Here is a 17,004-nt window from a genome sequence, read left to right as displayed (position 1 = left end):
TTCGCCTGCGGCGGGCAAGCCGATATCGTCCGGATTCAAACGGCTCGCCCAGTAGCCGAATTCAGGAGAATCCGATGTCCCCACGCAAGCTGCTGGTCGGCACCTTTGCCGCGCTGGCCACTTTCATCGCCTTTCCGGCGACGGCGCAACATGCCAAGTACCTGGTCACGACCGAGTGGCTGGAAAAGAACCTGAACGATCCGAAGGTTCGGGTCGTGGAGGTGAGCGTGAACCCGGGCCTGTACGAACGCGGCCATATCCCGGGCGCGGCGAATGTCAGTTGGCATACCGATCTGGTCGACACCGTGAACCGCGACATCGCGCCGCCCAAGCAATTCCAGGCGTTGCTGGCGCGCTCCGGCATCAACGCCGACACGACGACCATCCTGTACGGCGACAACAACAATTGGTTTGCGGCCTGGGGCGCGTGGATCTTCGACATCTACGGCATCGACAACGTGAAGATCCTGGACGGCGGACGCAAGAAATGGGAGGCCGAGGGCCGGCCCCTGTCCAACAGCGCCAAGATCCAGGCGGCCGGCACGGCGCAGATCAAGCCGCCCAACGCGGCGTTGCGCGCCCATCTGCAGGACGTCCTGGCCGTGGCCCGCAAGGATAAGGACGGCGTGCTGGTCGACATCCGCTCGGCCGACGAATACAACGGCAAGATCTTTGCGCCCCATGGCGTGCCGGAACTGGCGGTGCGCGCCGGCCACGTGCCGGGCGCGGTGAACGTGACCTGGAGCAAGCTCGTGGCCGAAGACGGCACGTTCAAGTCGGCGGACGAACTGAAAGCGATCTATCAGGCCGCCGGCGTGGATGGCACCAAGCCCATCATCACGTATTGCCGCATCGGCGAACGGTCCAGCCATTCGTGGTTTGCGCTGCGCAAGCTGCTGGGCTATGACGTGCGCAACTATGACGGCTCGTGGACCGAATACGGCAACAGCGTCGGGTCGCCCATCAGCAACCCGTCGGGCACGGTGTGGGGCAAGACCTGAGTGAGCACCCTACGTTTGGTGTCGGCCGCCACGGTGTTGGCGGCCGTTTTCGTGGCGGCCTGGCTGCTGGCGCCCTTGCCCGAGGGCGGGCGCAACCTGTCCTTGTCCGTCTTGTTGGGCGCGGCGTTCGGCATCGTGCTGCAACGCTCGCGCTTCTGCTTCTATTGCATCGCGCGGGACTTCATCGATAAAAGAGAGACGTCTGGCATGTTCGCGGTGCTGGTTGCGCTGGGCGTGGGCACGTTGGGCTATCACGCGGTGTTCGGCGCATTCCTGCCCGTGCCTTCGCCTGCGCGGCTGCCGCCGGGCGCGCACATCGGCCCGGTCAGCCTGGCGCTGGTGGCGGGGGCCTTCGTCTTTGGCGTGGGCATGCGCGTATCCGGTTCTTGCATCAGCGCGCATTTCTACCGGCTGGGCGAAGGCGCGCTGGCCTCTCCGTTTGCCTTGCTGGGCGCGGGCGTGGGCTTCGTGCTGGGATTCGCGACGTGGAACGCGCTGTATCTGGCGTTGATCCAGGAGGCGCCGGTGGTGTGGCTGCCGCAGCGGCTGGGCTATGGCGGCACGCTGCTGCTGCAGGGCGCGCTGCTGGCGGCGATTGGCTGGGCGGTGTTCCGCCGCGGCGGGGCGCAGCCGCGTCAGGCTGATGCGGGCGCGTCGCCCTGGCAGTCGGTGTTGCGCGAGCGCTGGCCGCCCGCGGTGGGCGGCATCCTGGTGGGTTTCATCGGCGTCATTGCCTATCTGCGCATTGCGCCCTTGGGCGTGACGGCCGAACTGGGCAGCTTGGCGCGCACGGCGGCGGCGGGCACGGGGTGGCTGCCGGATCGACTGGAAGGGCTGGACACCTTTGCGGGTTGCGCCACCGTGGTCAAGCGCATGCTGCTGTCGAACAACGGCGTGTTCGTGGTGGCGCTGGTGGCGGGGGCGTGGGCGGCGGCCTTGGCGGCCGGCGCGTTCCGGCCCAGGTTGCCGTCCGTGAAAGACATCGCCCGCAATTTTGCGGGCGGGGTGCTGATGGGCTGGGGCGGCATGACGGCGCTGGGTTGCACCGTGGGCACGCTGCTGTCCGGGGTGATGGCCGGGGCGCTGTCCGGCTGGGTCTTCGGCGCGGCCTGCTTCGCGGGAATCTGGGCGGGCTTGCGCGTCGTCCGGGCGCCAGCCCAGCCACGCATTACTTGAACATCGCGGCGTTTTCTTCCAGCACGGCGTCGGCGCACTGGGCATCCAGGTTGCCGCCGGGGGCGCCGGCCACGCCGATCGCGCCGATGACTGCGGTGCCGGCCTTGACCGGCACGCCGCCGCCCAACAGCAGGAAGCCGGGGATGTCGGTCAGATTGGCCGCGCCCGGGTTCTTCTGCGCGTTTTCCATCATGGTCAGCGTCGGGGTCTTGGCGGAGACGGCGGTAAAGGCCTTGGCGCGGCTGGCTTCAATGGTGTGCGGGCCGGCGTTGTCGGCGCGGGCAAAGGCCTTGAGCAGGCCGGCGCGGTCCACGACCGAGGCGCTCACGTTGTAGCCCTTGGCCTGGCAGGCGGCGACGGTGGCGGTGGCGAGCTTCTGCGCATCGGCCATCGACAGATTGCTTTCGCTCAGCACGGCGGCGTGGGCGGCGCCGGCAAAAGCCAGGGTGGAGAGCAAGGTGGCAAGCGTGTAGCGGTTCATGGTCTGCGTCCTTTTCGGGAACATTCGGTAGGAGCAGTCAGTGTGGCCAAAACGCGCGGCGGGCGGTATACGCCCGAATACGCGGGCCTCTCCGTAGCGCTACGGAGGGCGCCCGGTCGCGGCTAGTCCAGCAAGGTGGCGTATTGGCGGATCAGCTGCGCCAGCGAATCGGCTTCCAGCTTGGCGAAGACGTTGGCGCGGTAGGTTTCCACGGTGCGTGGCGACAGGTCGAACTCGCGCGCGATCTCTTTGTTGCTCATGCCTTGCACGATGCGTTCCAGCACCTCGTGTTCGCGTCCCGACAGGCGCGCCAGGCGTTCGGCGGCGGCTTGGGTCACGGCCAGTCGTTCGCGGCTGGCGATGTGGGTGCGCACGGCGGCCTGCACCGCGTCCAGGAACACGTCGTCATCCACCGGCTTTTGCAGGAATTCCATGGCGCCGCCCTTGAAGGCGCGGCGGCACAGGTCCACGTTGGCGTGGCCCGTCAGCATGACCACGGGCAAGTCCGATTGTTCGGCCAGGCGGCTCAGCACGTCCAGCCCGCTGATGCCGGGCATGCGGATGTCCAGCACGACGCAGCCGATGGCGCTGGGGGGCAATTGCGCCAGGAACGCCAGCGGGTCGCCGAAACCGGTGCTGCGCAGGCCGACGCTGCGCAGCAGCAGCGCGAGCCCGTCGCGCACGGCGTCGTCGTCGTCGACCAGATAGACCTGGGGGGATAAGGCGTGGGTGTGGGCGTCTGGGGGGGTCATGAGCGGGCTCCCGAGCGTGGCAGGGTCACGGTGAAGCAGGCGCCGGCGGGGGCAAGGTTGCGGGCGGCGACGCGGCCGTCCATGGACCCGGCCAGCGTGTCGCACAAGGCCAGCCCCAGGCCCATGCCTTGGGGGCGCGTGGTGTAGAAGGGCGCGAACAACCGCGGCAGCGCATCGGCCGCGATGCCGGGGCCGGTATCGCTGACGGTGAAGAGATACGCATCGCCGTCGGCGCGGCCTTCGATCTGGATGTGGCGCGGGCCGTCGGCGTCGGCCAGCGCGTCCGCCGCGTTCTGGACCAGGTTGTGCAGGATCTGCTCCAGCGCCACGCGGTCGCCCAGCGGCCGGGCGCCGGGGCTGGCGTTGTGCCAGGTGATGCGTATGCCCTGGCGGGCCAGATCCGGTTCACGCAGGAACCGCAGCGACGCCACCAGCGCGTCCGGGTCCAGCGCTTCGCGCCGCGCGGGCGAACTGGGCTGCACCAGCGCGCGCATGCGGCTGATGATATCCGCGGCGCGTTTGGCCTGTTCCGAACTGGCCAGCAGGGCATGGCGCACGGCGGGGCGTTCTTCTTCGTCGTCCAGCAGGCGTCCGGCGGCACGGGTGTGCGCCAGGATGGCGGTCAGGGGCTGATTCAATTCATGGGCGATGCCGGCGGCCATTTCGCCCAGCGTGCTCAAGCGCGCCATCGCCGCCAGCCGCGCCTGCTCCTGTTGCCGGCGCGCGTCGGCGCGTGAACGTTGCCAGGCCGCGGCGCCGGCCACCAGCAAGGCGCTGGCCACGGTCCATGCCAGCCAGGCCGTCCACGGCCAGGCAGCCGGCGTCCACGTGCGCGCGCTGCGCATCTGGAAAGGCTGGCTGGCCGCGCCCAACGGCTTTTGCAGCGTCATCGTCAAGCCCGGCGGGTCGTCCGGCTGCTTGTCCAGCAACGGCAGCGCCGTCTGGTCCAGGGTCAGGCTCAGGTTGGCCAAGCCGGGCGGAAAGTCGGCGGCGGGCACCAGCTGGCGCGCGTCCAGCAGCAGGCTCCAGCTGGATGGCGAGATCAACCAATACCGGGCGGGGTCCACGGGCAAGGCGACGGGCCGTCCCAACTGGCGCGCGCGCTCGACGGCGGCGGACAGGCCGGCCGGCGCGGCCAGGCTGCCGGCCCAAGCGCCGTCGGCCAGATAGCCCAGCCCCAGCAACTGCGGCAAGGCGGGCTGCAGGCTGGGGTAGAGGCGCTCCGGGGCGGGCGGGTGCGACAGTGCGGCCAGCGTGGCCAGCACGGCTTCGTGCTGGACCGTCTTCTGGCTCAACATGCGCTGGGCGATGCTGGTGCTCTGGAAGAAACGGTCGTATTGGTCGACGTATTCCTGGCGGGCGATCCAGGCGGCGCCCAGGCAGAACAGGATGAGCCAGCAGAGGAGGGCGCGCGTGCGCGATAGGGGATTCACGCCTGAAATTATGCCTTGCGGCCAGTGCGGACAGGAATCCGTAGGGCTACGGAGGGTTTACGCGACGCGCTTGCCGGAGCCGGCGTCCGCCTGCGAACTGGCCGATACCGCCATCTGGTACAGCGCGGCCACCAGGTCGGATTGAGTGATCAGCCCGTGCAAGGTGCGCGAGGCATCCAGCACGGGCACGCAGTGCAGGCTGTCGGACATGGGGCGAGCCAATTCGATCACGGGCAGTCCGGGTGTGGCGAAGGGAACTTCGCTGCGCATGCTGTCGGCCACCAGCAGATCCTGGGCGGGCACCCCATCCACCGTGGCAGTCGCAAGCCGGCTCTTGCGTGCCAGCACGTCAGCCTGCGCAAGCATGCCGGCGTAGCGCCCGGCGGAATCCAGCACGGGCAGCGCCTGCAGCCGGTGCTTGTCGAACAGCCGGATCGCGTAGTCCAGCGGATCCTGTTCCTGCACGGTGACGACGTCGCGCGACATGATGTCCGCGCAGGACACGTCACCGAAGCGGCGCAGGCTGGCGCGCAGTTCGGCCGCCAGCACGATGTCTTCCAGGTCTTCCTTGCTGATGTCCAGCAGTTCGCCGCGCTGGGACAGGGCTTCGTCCAGGTCGGCGCGGCTAAAGCCCAGCCGGGCGCTGGGGGCGGCGTCGCGGGTGTGATGGCCGGGGGCCGGATCGGCGTGGCGCCGGGGGTAGTTGCGCTTGAGCGCGCCATTGAAGGCCACGGCGATGCACAGCAGGATCAGGGAATTCAGCCCCACCGGCCATAGCGCGAAGCCATAGCCCAGGCTGGCGACCGACGGGCCGCCCAACACGGCGGTCAACGCCACCGCGCCGCTGGGAGGATGCAGGCACCGCAGGCTGAACATGGCGCCGATGGCCAGCGCCACCGCCACGGCGGCGGCCAGGCCGGGCACGGGAATCAGCTGCGCGCAGAACACCCCGATCACGGCCGAGACCAGGTTGCCGGCCAGGATGGACCAGGGCTGGGCCAGCGGGCTGGCAGGCGCGGCGAACAGCAGCACGGCTGATGCCCCCATCGGGGCGATGAACCAGGGGTTGGCGCTGCCCAGCGCGTGGCGGCCCACCCATTCCGTGCAAAACAGCCCCACCAGCGCGCCCAGGACGCCATACAGCTTCTCGCGCCGGTTGACGCCCACGGGCGCTGGCGCGAACGAGCTCAGCCAGCGCTTGATTGCCACACCCAAAACGATCTCCTCGCGTGTTTCGAATATATCGGGGGACGACAATTTATCACGCGCAGGCGGATGACCCGCGATCCACGCCGGCGCACCGGGATCAGTCGGCGTCGTCGCCGATGCGCGTCAGCAAGCGAGCCAGCAGGGGCCGCATCGCGCGCAATTCTTCCAGGTGCGACGCGGACAGGCTTTCCAGCACGCGCTCGGCTTTTGGGGTCAGCACGACCTCGACGCGTCGGCCGTCCTCGAGATCGGCCTTGCGGCTGACCAGATCCAGGCGGGCCAGCCGGCCCACCAACTCAGCCGCGGTGTGCGGGCGGATCAACAGCCGGTCGGCGATTTCGCCCACATACAGCCCGCGCCGTCCGGCCGGGCTCTTGCGGGTGCCCTTGATGGCCAGCAGGGTCTGGTGCTGTTGCGGGGTGAGCGCCAATTCAGCGGCGGCGCCTTCGCTGAAGGCGGCGAAGGTGCGCAGCGCGTAACGGAAGTCGGCCAGCAGTTCGTAATCGGCGGGCGACAGCGGAGTGGGGGACGGAGACGTTTTCACGAGCCGATTCTAATATATGTCGTGATACGATATAAATGACCAAACGCAAGGTCCGTCGCTTTTCTTGCCGCTTTCCCTCTGTTTCCCGAACTTTCCTATCGACAATGCCAACCTGTCCCGCACCCACTCCGGTCGCGCCATCGCAAACGCCTGCCGTCGCGGCCACCCGCCTGGGCGATTTCACCACTGACCGCCGCGTCGTCCTGTTGATGGCGCTGGCCATTCCCGTGGGGCTGGCCAGCGTGGCCGCCGCCTGGGCCTTGCTGCGACTGATCTCCCTGTGCACCAACCTGGCCTACCACGGCCGATTCTCGTTCGCCGACCTGCCGATCACGACCGGGGCGTTGGGCTGGGGCTCGGTTTTCATTCCGGTCGCGGGCTGCCTGATCATCGGGCTGATGGCGCGCTACGGGTCCGAGAAGATCCGCGGGCATGGCATTCCGGAAGCCATGGAAGCGATCCTGATCGGCAAGAGCCGGATCCAGCCCAAGGTGGCGATCCTGAAGCCGGTGTCGTCCGCGGTGTCGATCGGCACCGGCGGGCCGTTCGGCGCGGAAGGGCCCATCATCATGACCGGCGGCGCCATCGGGTCCTTGCTGGCGCAGACCATCCACCTGGACGACGCCGAACGCAAGACGTTGCTGGTGGCGGGCGCCGCCGCCGGTATGACGGCCATCTTTGCGACGCCGCTGGCCGCCGTGCTGCTGGCGGTTGAACTGCTGCTGTTCGAATGGAAGCCGCGCAGCTTCCTGCCCGTGGCGATGGCCGCGCTGGTGGCGGCCGCCACCCGCGCCTTCGTGCTGGACGCCGGACCGGTCTTCGCCTATGCGGGCGCCTTGTCGTTCACCCCCTGGCACCTCATGGCCTGCGCGGCGGTGGGCGTGCTGGCGGGATTGGGCTCGGGCGTGCTGACGACGCTGGTGTACGCGGCCGAAGACCTGTTCGAAAAGCTGCCGTTGCACTGGATGTGGTGGCCGGCCATCGGCGGCCTGGCGATCGGCATCGGCGGCATGATCGACCCCGCCGCGTTGGGCGTGGGCTACGACAACATCCGCCACCTGCTGGCGGGCGACCTGGCTTTCCAGGCAGTGTTGCTGCTGCTGGCGGTAAAGGTGGCGATCTGGTCCATCGCCTTGGGGTCGGGTACCTCGGGCGGGGTGCTGGCGCCGTTGCTGATCTTCGGCGGCGCGCTGGGCGCGTTGGCCACGCCCTGGCTGCCACAGGCGGACCCGGGCTTCTGGGCCTTGCTGGGCATGGCCGCCATGATGGGCGGCACTATGCGCGCGCCGCTCACCGCCACGCTGTTCGCGGTGGAGCTGACCGGCGACACGGCGGCGTTGCTGCCGGTGCTGGCCGCTTGCGTTTTCGCGTATGGCGTGACGGTCCTGCTGTTGAAGCGGTCGATCCTGACGGAGAAGATCGCGCGCCGCGGCCATCACATCAGCCGCGAATACCATGTGGATCCGTTCGACCTGGTGCGCGTGTCGGCGATCATGACCCAGGGGGTCGATACGCTGCCGCACACCACAACGGTGGCGCAGGCCGTCGCGCATTTCACGACGCTGCAACCCGTGCACACCAGCTACCCGGTGGTGGACGCGCAAGGCGTCGTTGTAGGCGAGGTCACGCGCGCCGACTCGCTGGCGTGGGCGCTGGATGCGCTGGACGGTTCGCGCACCTTGACGCAGGCGCTGGCCGGACGCGAGCAGGTGATCGGCTATCCCGACGAGCTGGCGAGCCGGATCGCGGACCGCATGGCGCTGTCAGGCGTCGGACGCGTGCCGATCGTGGACCGGACGACGGGCCGCTTGCTGGGCATTGTGGGCCGCAAGGACCTGTTCCGGTCGCGCGCGCGCCGCCTACGCGATGAAAGCGAGCGCACCGCGTACTTGCGCCGCGCGGCGTGAGCGGCTCATCCGCCGCTTGCCGCGCGCAGTTCCCACAGTACGTCCAACACGTGGCGGGTGGCCTGTTCTACCTTTTCCGCGCGATGCGCGATGCCCAGCGGGCGCCATAGCGCAGGCCGCAGCGGGCGCATGATGATGCGCGGGTCCGGTTGCGGGGCGGTCGCTTCGTGCGGCAGCAGCGTGGCACCGTAGCCGGCGGCCACCAGGCTCTTGATGGCGTCGTTGTAGTTCAGCTGGATGCGGGCGCGCGGGTTCAACCCGGCGCCGGCGAACCATTCGCCGGTCTGGCGCGACAGCCGCGTGGTGGCGTCGTTCAGGATCAACGGACGGCCTGCCAGCCAGGCCGGCGTGACGCGAGCCGGCGCCGGCCAGCCAGCGGGCAGGAACGCCATGACCGGGTCGCGGCGCCAGGGCTTGAGCACCAGCCCGTCGATGGGTGGCTGCGGCAACGCCACCAGCCCCACGTCCAGTGTGCCGTCATGCAGGCGCTGCAAGGTTTCCTGAGAGGTCAGCACGGCCACCTGAACGTCGATGCCGGGGTGGTCGCGGCCCAGCCTTTCCAGCGCTTGCGGCAGCAGATGGGCGATGGCGCCGGTGGAGGCGCCCAGGCGCACGCGGCCGGACAGGCCCTGTACCTGGCGCTGTACGTCGTCCAGGGCCTGGTCGGCTTCGGCCAGCAGCCGGCGCGCGCGGTCCAGCAGGGTCTCGCCGATGGTGGTGGGCCGCACTTGTCCGCGCTTGCGGGTCAGGAGCGGCGCGCCGATGCGGGCCTCGAGGTCGGCCACGTGCAGGCTGACGGTAGGGGGCGCCAGGTGCAAGGCGCGGGCGGCATCCGCGAAAGACCCCAGGTCGGCAATCGCCACCAGAGTGCGCAGGCGGTCCAGGCTGATTTCGCGCATGGCTTTATCGTTCAGGAAAGATGAATCCAATGGTCATGATATTCGACTTTTCTTATGTTGCCTGCAGATCGATGATACGCACTTGCCCCGCGGCGAATCCCCGCGGCGGCGCCATCCACAACCCCACCTCCCGATCGGGACGGAGCACGTCATGACCCATCCTCTTGTCTTTATCGACGGCGACCAAGGCACGACCGGCCTGCAGATCCACGAACGCCTGAACGGCCGCGCCGACCTGCGCCTGCTGACGCTGCCCGAGGCCGAGCGCAAGGATCCGCAACGCCGCGCCGAAGCCATCAATGCCTGCGACGTGGCCATCCTGTGCCTGCCCGACGAGCCGGCCCGCCAGGCGGCGGCGTCCGTCGTGAACCCGAAGGTCCGCGTGATCGACGCCAGCTCGGCGCATCGCACCACGCCCGGCTGGGTGTACGGCTTTCCCGAGATGGACGCGGGGCAGGCGGGCCTGATCGCCCACGCCACGCGCGTCAGCAATCCGGGCTGCTACCCGACGGGCGCCATCGCCTTGCTGCGCCCCTTGATCCAGGCCGGCCTCGTGCCTGCCGACTACCCGGCCGTGGTGCACGCGGTGTCGGGCTATTCGGGCGGCGGCCGCGCCAGCGTGGACGCCTATGAGGGGCCGGATGGCGCGAAAGGCCCGGCGTTCCAGTTGTACGGCCTGGGTCTGGCGCATAAGCACACGCCAGAGATCGAAGCGCACGCCGGCCTGACGCAACGTCCCGTGTTCGTGCCGGCCTACGGCGCGTTCCGCCAGGGCATCGTGCTGACGATTCCGCTGCAACTGCGCTTGCTGCCGGCGGGCGTGACCAGCCAGCAATTGCAGGACTGCCTGCAGACCCGCTACGCCGGCACGGCGCATGTGCAGGTGGTGGACCGCCAGGAAGCCGCGGCGCACACGCATCTGGATCCGCAGGCGCTCAACGGCACCAATGACCTGCGGCTGGCGGTCTATGGCAACGAGCTGCACGGCCAGGTGCTCTTGACCGCGGTGTTCGACAACCTGGGCAAGGGCGCCTCCGGCGCGGCGGTGCAGAACCTGGATCTGATGCTGGCGGCAATGGGGTAGCGCTTAACAAAGCAGGAGCAGGCGGCAAAGGGCTCCCTTAGCCGCCCGCAGCGCCTGTCACCATTTCATTTCGCCCTTGGCGACTTTGGCGCTGATGTCCAGCGACGCGGCGGCGCCCGCCTCGGGGTACTGCGCCTTCATGGCGGCGATCAGTGCGGCGCTGTCGGCGGCCTTCGCGGCTTGCGTGTCGAAGGCGCGGATATAGCCTTGCGTGTAGCGGACGGATTCCAGGTTGAGCGGTGCGCCCGGCGCGTAGTGGCCCGGGATGACGGTGACGGGAGCCAGTTGCTCGATGCGCGCCAGGGTGGCCAGCCAATCTTGATGCGATTGCGGCGTCTGCGTGTCGGCCATCCACACGTGCAGGTTGCCGAACACCACGACTCCGCCCACCACGGCCTTGAGCGACGGGATCCACACGAAGGTGCGATCCGGCTGCGGGCCGTCCAGTCCGGTGATCTCCAGCGTCTGCCCTTCCAGCGTCAGCGTGCGGCCTTGCAGCACTTGCGGGATGACCGCCCTGGACGGCGCATCGGCGCCCAGCTTCGGCCCCCAGAACGCGATCTTGGCCTCTACGGTTTCCTTGATGTGCCGCACAGTCGGTTCGGTGGCCACGACGCGCGCGTCGGGGAAGGCCGCCAGCACGGTCTCCAGGCCGAAGTAGAAGTCGGGGTCGCCGTGGCTGATGTAGATGGTGGTCAGCGTCTTGCCGCTGGCGCGCACCATGTCGACCACCTTTGCGGCTTGCGATTTGCCGAATTGCGCGTCGATCAGGATGGCGTCGCGTTGGCCGCTGACCAGCACCGAAGACACCTGGAAGATGGCGTCGTCGCCAGGGTTGAAATGGGTCAGCGTCAGGCCGGTGCCGGCGGCGTGAACCGGGGCGATCAGCGCGGCAAGCGCGGCGGTCTGCAGCAAACGGCGCAGGGCGGAAAAGACAGACATGGCGGGCTCCTGGTGGGAAGTAAGAAGGGAGCCAGTCTAGTTGCAGGAAGCGCGCGTATCTACGCCCTGTTATGCCAGGGTCTGTTGCGTTAATCGATCAAATCAGGCCGGGCTGCGGTCAGCCAGCGTTTCTTCGACCAGACGGCGCAGCCACGTCGTGCCCGGGTCGCTTTCAAAGCGCGCGTGCCAGTGCACCGTGACGCACAGCGGCGGCAGGGTCAGCGGCAAGGGGCGGATCTCGAACGCGTTGTCCCGGTTGAACCAGATGGCCGCCCGATAGGGCAGCGTGACCGTGAGGTCGGTACGGCGCACGATTTCGGCGGCGGCCGAAAAGTGCGGCAGCGTCAGGTAGGGCTGGCGGTGCAGTCCGGCTTCGCCCAGCACGTCGTCCAGCAGGCGGTGCGCGCTGGCGCGCGAGGCCACCAGGATATGGTCCAGGCGCTTGAACTGTCCGCGCGTCAGGCCGGCAGACAGCACCGGATGGCCGCGCCGCCCCATGCAGGCATAACGCTCGCTGAACAGGTCTGCGTGGCGGGTGTGGCGGCCCAGGCCGGCCAGGTTGCCGATGGCCAGGTCGACCTCGCCGTCCTTTAACGCCTGGGGCAATTGCTCCAACGGGATTTCCAGCACCTCGACCTGCAGGCGCGGGGCCAACGCATGCACGCGTTCCATCAACAGCGGCAGGAAGACCATTTCGCCAATGTCGGACATGGACAGCCGGAAGCGCCGGGTGCTGGTGGCGGGGTCGAAGCGCTGCCGCAGGCTGACGGCTTCGGCAAAGCTGTTCATGCCGCGTTCGATCGGGCCGGCCAGCGCAAAGGCGATGGGCGTGGGCTGCATGCCGGTGGCGGTGCGCACGAACAAGGGGTCGTCGAAACGCTCGCGCAACCGGGCCAGCGCGTAGCTGACCGCGGGCTGCGTCAGGTTCAGCCGCTGCGCCGCGCGGGTCACGCTGCGTTCATGCAGCACGGTCAGGAAAACCCGCATGAGATTCAGGTCGAAGTCCACGCACGCCCTTGATATCAGTCTGATTTATAAGATAAATAATACCCATAAATTTGACACATAAATAGTTGATTCCTAGACTAATTCCACAGAGCCGCGCCATGCCAGGCAGCGGCCGCACAACCGGGGAAGCGTCGCCATGCATGCGTTGACATTGCCGTCGTTGTTGGTGGAGCAGGGCGCCCGTCTGGGCGATCGCCTGTGGGTGCAGGCGCCGGGCGGGGCCTTGCGCTTCGGCGATGCGCCGGCCCACGCTGCTGACTGGGCCGCGCGTCTGGCCTCGGCAGGCGTCGGGCGTGGCGACCGCGTGGGCCTGATGGCCGGCAACCGGCACGAGTTCCTCTCCGTCGTCCTGGGCTGCGGCTGGCTGGGCGCGGTGGTGGTGCCCATCAACACCGCCTCGCGCGGCATGCAGCTGCGGCACATCCTGGCCAATAGCGGTTGCGTCCTGCTGGTGGCGGATGCGGCGTCCTGTCCGGCCCTGTCGGCGCTGGCCGCCATGCCCGCCACAGAACCGGCAGAGGCGCTGCGCCTGCGGGCGATCTGGCTGCTGGACGAGGCCTCGCCGGTCGATGGGCTGCCCGCGCCGGCCAGTCCGCCGCCTCCGGCCCCATCCGATGCGTCCCTGCCGCCCGCCGCCGACATCCGGCCCGGCGACATGCTGGCCATCCTGTACACCTCGGGTACCTCGGGGCTTTCCAAGGGGGTCTGTTGCCCGCATGCGCAGTTCTACTGGTGGGGCAGGATCGCGGCACGGAATCTGGAAATCACTGATGCGGACGTGCTCTACACCAGCCTGCCGCTATTCCATACCAACGCGCTGAACGCCTGTTTCCAGGCGCTGGTGACGGGCGCATCCATCGTGTGCGACGAGCGTTTTTCCGCCAGCCGCTATTTCGACCGCCTGGAGGCCAGCGGCGCCACGGTGACCTATCTGCTGGGCGCGATGGTGCCCATGCTGCTGGCGCATGAACCCGCCGCGTCGGAACGGCGGCACCGCACGCGTATCGCCTTGGCGCCAGGCGTGCCGGAGCGCTTCCATGGCGCCTTCACCGAACGCACCGGCATCGCGTTGCTGGAAGGCTACGGGTCGACCGAAACCAATTTCGCGCTGGGTGGAACCCTGGCCGAGCAACGGGCGGGCACGATGGGCCGGGTGGCGCCGGAGTTCGAAGCCATGGTGGCCGACGAACACGACGCGCCGGTGCCCGATGGCGAACCCGGAGAATTGCTGCTGCGCGCGACCCCGCCTTTTGCGGTGGCGACCGGCTACTTCGGCATGGACGACAAGACGGTCGAAGCCTGGCGCAACCTGTGGTTCCACACGGGCGACCGCGTGGTCCGCGACGCTGATGGCTACTTCCGTTTCCTGGACCGCATGAAAGACGCGATCCGCCGCCGCGGCGAAAACATCTCCTCCTACGAAGTGGAGCAGGTGCTGCTGGCGCATCCCGCCGTGGCCGTCGTGGCGGTCTACGCGGTGCGTTCCGACCTGGCCGAGGACGAGGTGATGGCGGCCTTGGTCTACAAGCCCGGCCAGTCTTTGACGCACGCGGCCCTGCTGGATTTCTGCCAGCCCCGCATGCCGTATTTCGCGGTGCCGCGCTACCTGCGCGTGCTGGACGAACTGCCGCGCACCGAAAACGGCAAGGTCCGCAAGTTCCGCTTGCGGGAAGAAGGCATCACCGGCGACACCTGGGACCGGGACGCCGCGGGTTATCGCGTGGCGCGATAGCGTGAACCGGCGCTCGCGCGCCATTGAACATTCAAGAATCCAAGGGGCGGCAATGACGATGGCATACAAGGGGGCGGCGTTGTCCGCTGCCGACGAGGCGAAAAGAAAGCGGACCCGGCGCGTGGTGATGGCCTCCGTCGCGGGCAACGCGATGGAGTGGTACGACTTTTTCATCTACGGCACGGCTGCGGCGCTGGTCTTCGGCGAGCTGTTCTTCCCCAAGGGCACCGACCCGCTGCTGGGCACGATGGGCGCCTTCGCGGGCTTCGCCGTGGGCTTCCTGGCGCGGCCGCTGGGCGGGGTGATCTTCGGCCACATCGGCGACCGCTACGGCCGCAAGCTCGCGCTGGAATGGACGCTGGGGCTGATGGGGGCGGCCACGTTCCTGATCGGCTTGCTGCCGACTTACGAGCAGGTCGGCTTCTGGGCCCCCGTGGCGATGGTGGTGCTGCGCATGCTGCAAGGCGCCGCCGCCGGGGGCGAGTGGGGCGGCGGCGTGCTGCTCATCAGCGAGGCGGTGGGCGGCAAGCGGCGCGGCTACTTCTCGTCGTTCAGCCAGTTGGGCGTGGCGGGCGGCTTCGTGTTGTCGTCGGCCGTCTTCATGCTGGCCCAGCAACTGCCGCAGGAGTCGTTCATGAGCTGGGGCTGGCGCCTGCCTTTCCTGCTGAGCGTGCTGATCTTCGGGGTGGGCCTCTACATCCGCAAGCACATCCCTGAAAGTGAAGAGTTCGTGCAGGCCAAGAAGACGGCCAAGCGCGGCATGCCGGCCGTGGAAGTCTTCCGCCGCTATCCGCGCCAGGTGCTGACCGCCATGGGCCTGCGCGTGGCCGAGAACGGCGGCTCGTACATCTTCCTGGCGTTTGCGCTGGCCTACGGCAAATTCCTGGGCATTCCCAATGACGTCATGCTGGGCGGCGTGCTGGCGTCGATGTTCGTCGAACTGGGCTCCCTGGTGTGGTTCGGGCATTTGTCGGACCGCATCGGGCGCCGCGCGGTGTACCTGATCGGCTCGGCCGGCCTGGTGCTGGTGGCGTTTCCGTTCTTCTGGCTGGTGCAGACGAAGGAACCCGTATGGATCTTCCTGGCCTTCTTCCTGGGCAACACGGTCTGCCATGCCGCCATGATCGGCACGCAGCCCGCGTACTTCGCGGAACTCTTCCCGGCCGAAGTCCGCTACACGGGCCTGGCGCTGGGGCACGAGCTGGCGTCCGTGTTCGCAGGCGGCTTGTCGCCGCTGATCGCCATGGCGCTGCTGCGCAAGTATGAATCGGCCACGCCGGTCGCGTGGTTCCTGGTGGGCATGGCCGCCATCACGGTGATCACCTTGCTGCTGACGCGCGAACCGCCTCGCGAGGACACGGAATGAGCGTGGACCGCCGCCCTGGCATCGTCAGCGTGGGGGAAACGCCGGCGTTACGGCATCCCGACGCGTCATGCAGCACCGCCGGGTTGATGGCCCGGGCCATCGGCGACGCCCTGCGCGGCGCCGGGTTGACGCCTGCCGACGTGGACGGGCTGGGCGTGGCGTCGTTCACGCTTCGGCCGGACCGCGCCATCGATCTGGCCTGGCGGCTGGGCCTGCGGCTGAACTGGTGCATGCAGGACGAAATGGGCGGGGCCAGCGCCATCAACCTGCTGCGCCAGGCGTGGCTCGCGCTGGAAGCCGGGCAGGCCGCCAACATCGTGCTCGTGTCGGGCGACCACTTCACCGGCGCCGATTTCGCCGGGCTGGTGCGCGGCTACAACCGCAGCGCGCAGGATTACCTGAGCCCCTTGGGCTGCGAAGGGCCGAACCCCTTGTTCGCGATGCTGACGCAGCGGCAGATGGCGCGCACCGGCTTGCGGCGCGAAGACTATGGCGCGTTGTGCGTGGCGCAACGGCAATGGGCGGCGGATAACCCGAACGCGGCCTACCGCCAGCCGTTAACCCTGACCCAATACCTGGACGCGCCCGTGGTGGCGCCGCCGCTGGGCCGGCTGGACTGCGTGCCCGTCGTCAGCGGGGCCAGCGCGCTGGTGCTCTGCGCGCGGCCGCAGGGCGTCAGCGTGCGATTGGTCGCCAGCGACGCCCGCTACAACGACGATCAACAGGAAGGCGATGGGCTGGTGACCGGAGTCGCGGCCTTTGCACCGGACTTGTGGCGTCGGGCGGGTTTGGGGCCTGAAGACATGGACGTGATCAGCGTGTACGACGACTACCCGGCGATGGCATTGGCGCAATTGTGCGATCTGGGGGTTGCGCGTGCGGATGACCTGCCGGGTTTCATTGCCCGCCGGATCGCGACCAGGGCATTGCCCGTCAATACGGCTGGCGGCCAGCTGTCTGCGGGGCAAGCGGGCACGGCGGGCGGCATGCATGGGCTGGTCGAGGTATCGCGGCAGTTGCTGGGCCAGGCGGGGGCGCGCCAGTTGCGCGGACTGCGCCACGGCGTGGTGACCGGCTATGGCATGGTGCAACTGCGCTACGGCATGTGCGCCAACGCGGCGGTGCTGACAGCGGAGGGCGCATGAGCGTGAACGTCTTTCAATGCCACGCCTGCGGCCACCGGGTGTATCCCGCAAGGCTGTGGTGTCCGGCGTGCGGGCAGGACCAGGACCCCGCGCGGCAAGTCGCCGTGGACGATGCCGAAGTGCTGGCGTGGACCACGATGCCGACCCGGCCGGGCGAGGCGGCGCCAGCCGTTGTCGCGACCGTGCGCGCCTTGCCCGACGGCCCGGTGATGGTGGTGCGCCTGGAGGCGACGCCTACCCATGCCGGCCAGCGGCTGCATCTTTTTGAGCGGACAATGCAGGGGTTGGCGTTGCCGTGGGCAAGCGCGGCGCCACACGGATGATG

The 17,004-nt window shown here is 68.6% G+C and carries 15 protein-coding genes and 1 pseudogene; 8 read left to right on the top strand and 8 right to left on the bottom strand.

What is annotated here, in order from left to right; all coding sequences use genetic code 11:
* Positions 1-74 precede the first annotated feature (74 nt).
* On the top strand, positions 75-1,001 hold the full coding sequence (locus ACO6D5_RS01255; RefSeq protein ID WP_485824407.1) for a sulfurtransferase: 927 nt from the start codon (positions 75-77) through the stop codon (positions 999-1,001).
* A complete protein-coding gene (locus ACO6D5_RS01250; protein ID WP_485824406.1) occupies positions 1,002-2,177 on the top strand; it encodes a YeeE/YedE family protein in 1,176 nt (391 codons plus the stop codon). It abuts the gene before it with no gap.
* Here ACO6D5_RS01250 and ACO6D5_RS01245 read toward each other — a convergent pair.
* From ACO6D5_RS01245 to ACO6D5_RS01225, 5 genes are all read right to left on the bottom strand, one after another.
* Positions 2,170-2,658 (bottom strand): heme-binding protein, encoded by a 489-nt coding sequence (locus ACO6D5_RS01245; protein ID WP_315846530.1) that lies wholly within the window; start codon positions 2,656-2,658, stop codon positions 2,170-2,172. The two genes, ACO6D5_RS01250 and ACO6D5_RS01245, sit on opposite strands and share 8 nt — an antisense overlap.
* A 122-nt stretch (positions 2,659-2,780) precedes the next feature.
* Positions 2,781-3,410, bottom strand: coding sequence for a response regulator transcription factor (locus tag ACO6D5_RS01240; RefSeq protein ID WP_315846529.1), 630 nt, complete (start codon positions 3,408-3,410; stop codon positions 2,781-2,783).
* Entirely contained in the window at positions 3,407-4,843 is a 1,437-nt protein-coding gene (locus ACO6D5_RS01235; protein ID WP_485824405.1) for a sensor histidine kinase, read from the bottom strand. The genes ACO6D5_RS01240 and ACO6D5_RS01235 overlap by 4 nt, the downstream gene beginning before the upstream one ends.
* Positions 4,844-4,900: 57 nt before the next feature.
* Positions 4,901-6,058: an HPP family protein gene (locus tag ACO6D5_RS01230; protein ID WP_315846527.1), complete on the bottom strand. Its 1,158-nt coding sequence runs from the start codon at positions 6,056-6,058 to the stop codon at positions 4,901-4,903.
* A 91-nt stretch (positions 6,059-6,149) separates the two neighbouring features.
* Complete coding sequence (locus tag ACO6D5_RS01225) at positions 6,150-6,596, bottom strand: MarR family winged helix-turn-helix transcriptional regulator (RefSeq protein ID WP_485824404.1); 447 nt, start codon at positions 6,594-6,596, stop codon at positions 6,150-6,152.
* A 104-nt stretch (positions 6,597-6,700) separates the two neighbouring features.
* Between ACO6D5_RS01225 and ACO6D5_RS01220 the strand changes: the two genes are divergently transcribed.
* Positions 6,701-8,503 (top strand): chloride channel protein, encoded by a 1,803-nt coding sequence (locus ACO6D5_RS01220; protein WP_485824403.1) that lies wholly within the window; start codon positions 6,701-6,703, stop codon positions 8,501-8,503.
* A 5-nt stretch (positions 8,504-8,508) separates the two neighbouring features.
* Here the strand turns inward: ACO6D5_RS01220 and ACO6D5_RS01215 are convergent, their stop codons facing one another.
* A complete protein-coding gene (locus tag ACO6D5_RS01215) occupies positions 8,509-9,402 on the bottom strand; it encodes a LysR family transcriptional regulator (protein WP_485824402.1) in 894 nt (297 codons plus the stop codon).
* A 151-nt stretch (positions 9,403-9,553) separates the two neighbouring features.
* On the opposite strand from ACO6D5_RS01215, the gene argC reads away from it, so the two are divergent.
* Positions 9,554-10,486 (top strand): N-acetyl-gamma-glutamyl-phosphate reductase, encoded by a 933-nt coding sequence (argC, locus tag ACO6D5_RS01210; RefSeq protein WP_485824401.1) that lies wholly within the window; start codon positions 9,554-9,556, stop codon positions 10,484-10,486.
* A gap of 57 nt (positions 10,487-10,543) precedes the next feature.
* On the opposite strand, the gene ACO6D5_RS01205 is transcribed toward argC, so the two are convergent.
* On the bottom strand, positions 10,544-11,428 hold the full coding sequence (locus ACO6D5_RS01205; RefSeq protein ID WP_485824400.1) for an MBL fold metallo-hydrolase: 885 nt from the start codon (positions 11,426-11,428) through the stop codon (positions 10,544-10,546).
* Between the two features lie 102 nt (positions 11,429-11,530).
* The gene (locus ACO6D5_RS01200; protein ID WP_315846521.1) at positions 11,531-12,436 is read right to left on the bottom strand and encodes a LysR substrate-binding domain-containing protein; all 906 of its coding nucleotides are present in this window, start codon (positions 12,434-12,436) and stop codon (positions 11,531-11,533) included.
* Between the two features lie 94 nt (positions 12,437-12,530).
* Between ACO6D5_RS01200 and ACO6D5_RS01195 the strand changes: the two are divergent.
* The 4 genes and pseudogenes from ACO6D5_RS01195 to ACO6D5_RS01180 all read left to right on the top strand — a co-directional run.
* Positions 12,531-14,168: pseudogene (locus ACO6D5_RS01195) on the top strand (ATP-dependent acyl-CoA ligase); the annotation flags it as partial.
* A 52-nt stretch (positions 14,169-14,220) separates the two neighbouring features.
* Positions 14,221-15,534: an MFS transporter gene (locus tag ACO6D5_RS01190; RefSeq protein ID WP_315846520.1), complete on the top strand. Its 1,314-nt coding sequence runs from the start codon at positions 14,221-14,223 to the stop codon at positions 15,532-15,534.
* A complete protein-coding gene (locus ACO6D5_RS01185) occupies positions 15,531-16,679 on the top strand; it encodes a thiolase family protein (RefSeq protein ID WP_485824399.1) in 1,149 nt (382 codons plus the stop codon). The genes ACO6D5_RS01190 and ACO6D5_RS01185 overlap by 4 nt, the downstream gene beginning before the upstream one ends.
* Positions 16,676-17,002, top strand: coding sequence for a PhlB family protein (locus tag ACO6D5_RS01180; protein WP_485824398.1), 327 nt, complete (start codon positions 16,676-16,678; stop codon positions 17,000-17,002). Before ACO6D5_RS01185 ends, ACO6D5_RS01180 begins: the two co-directional genes overlap by 4 nt.
* The last annotated feature ends 2 nt before the right edge of the window (positions 17,003-17,004 follow it).

It is taken from the genome of Achromobacter sp. (genome assembly GCF_057314935.1).
The sequence above is the reverse complement of the archived record's forward strand: the minus strand, read 5'-3'. Positions and strand labels throughout refer to the sequence as shown.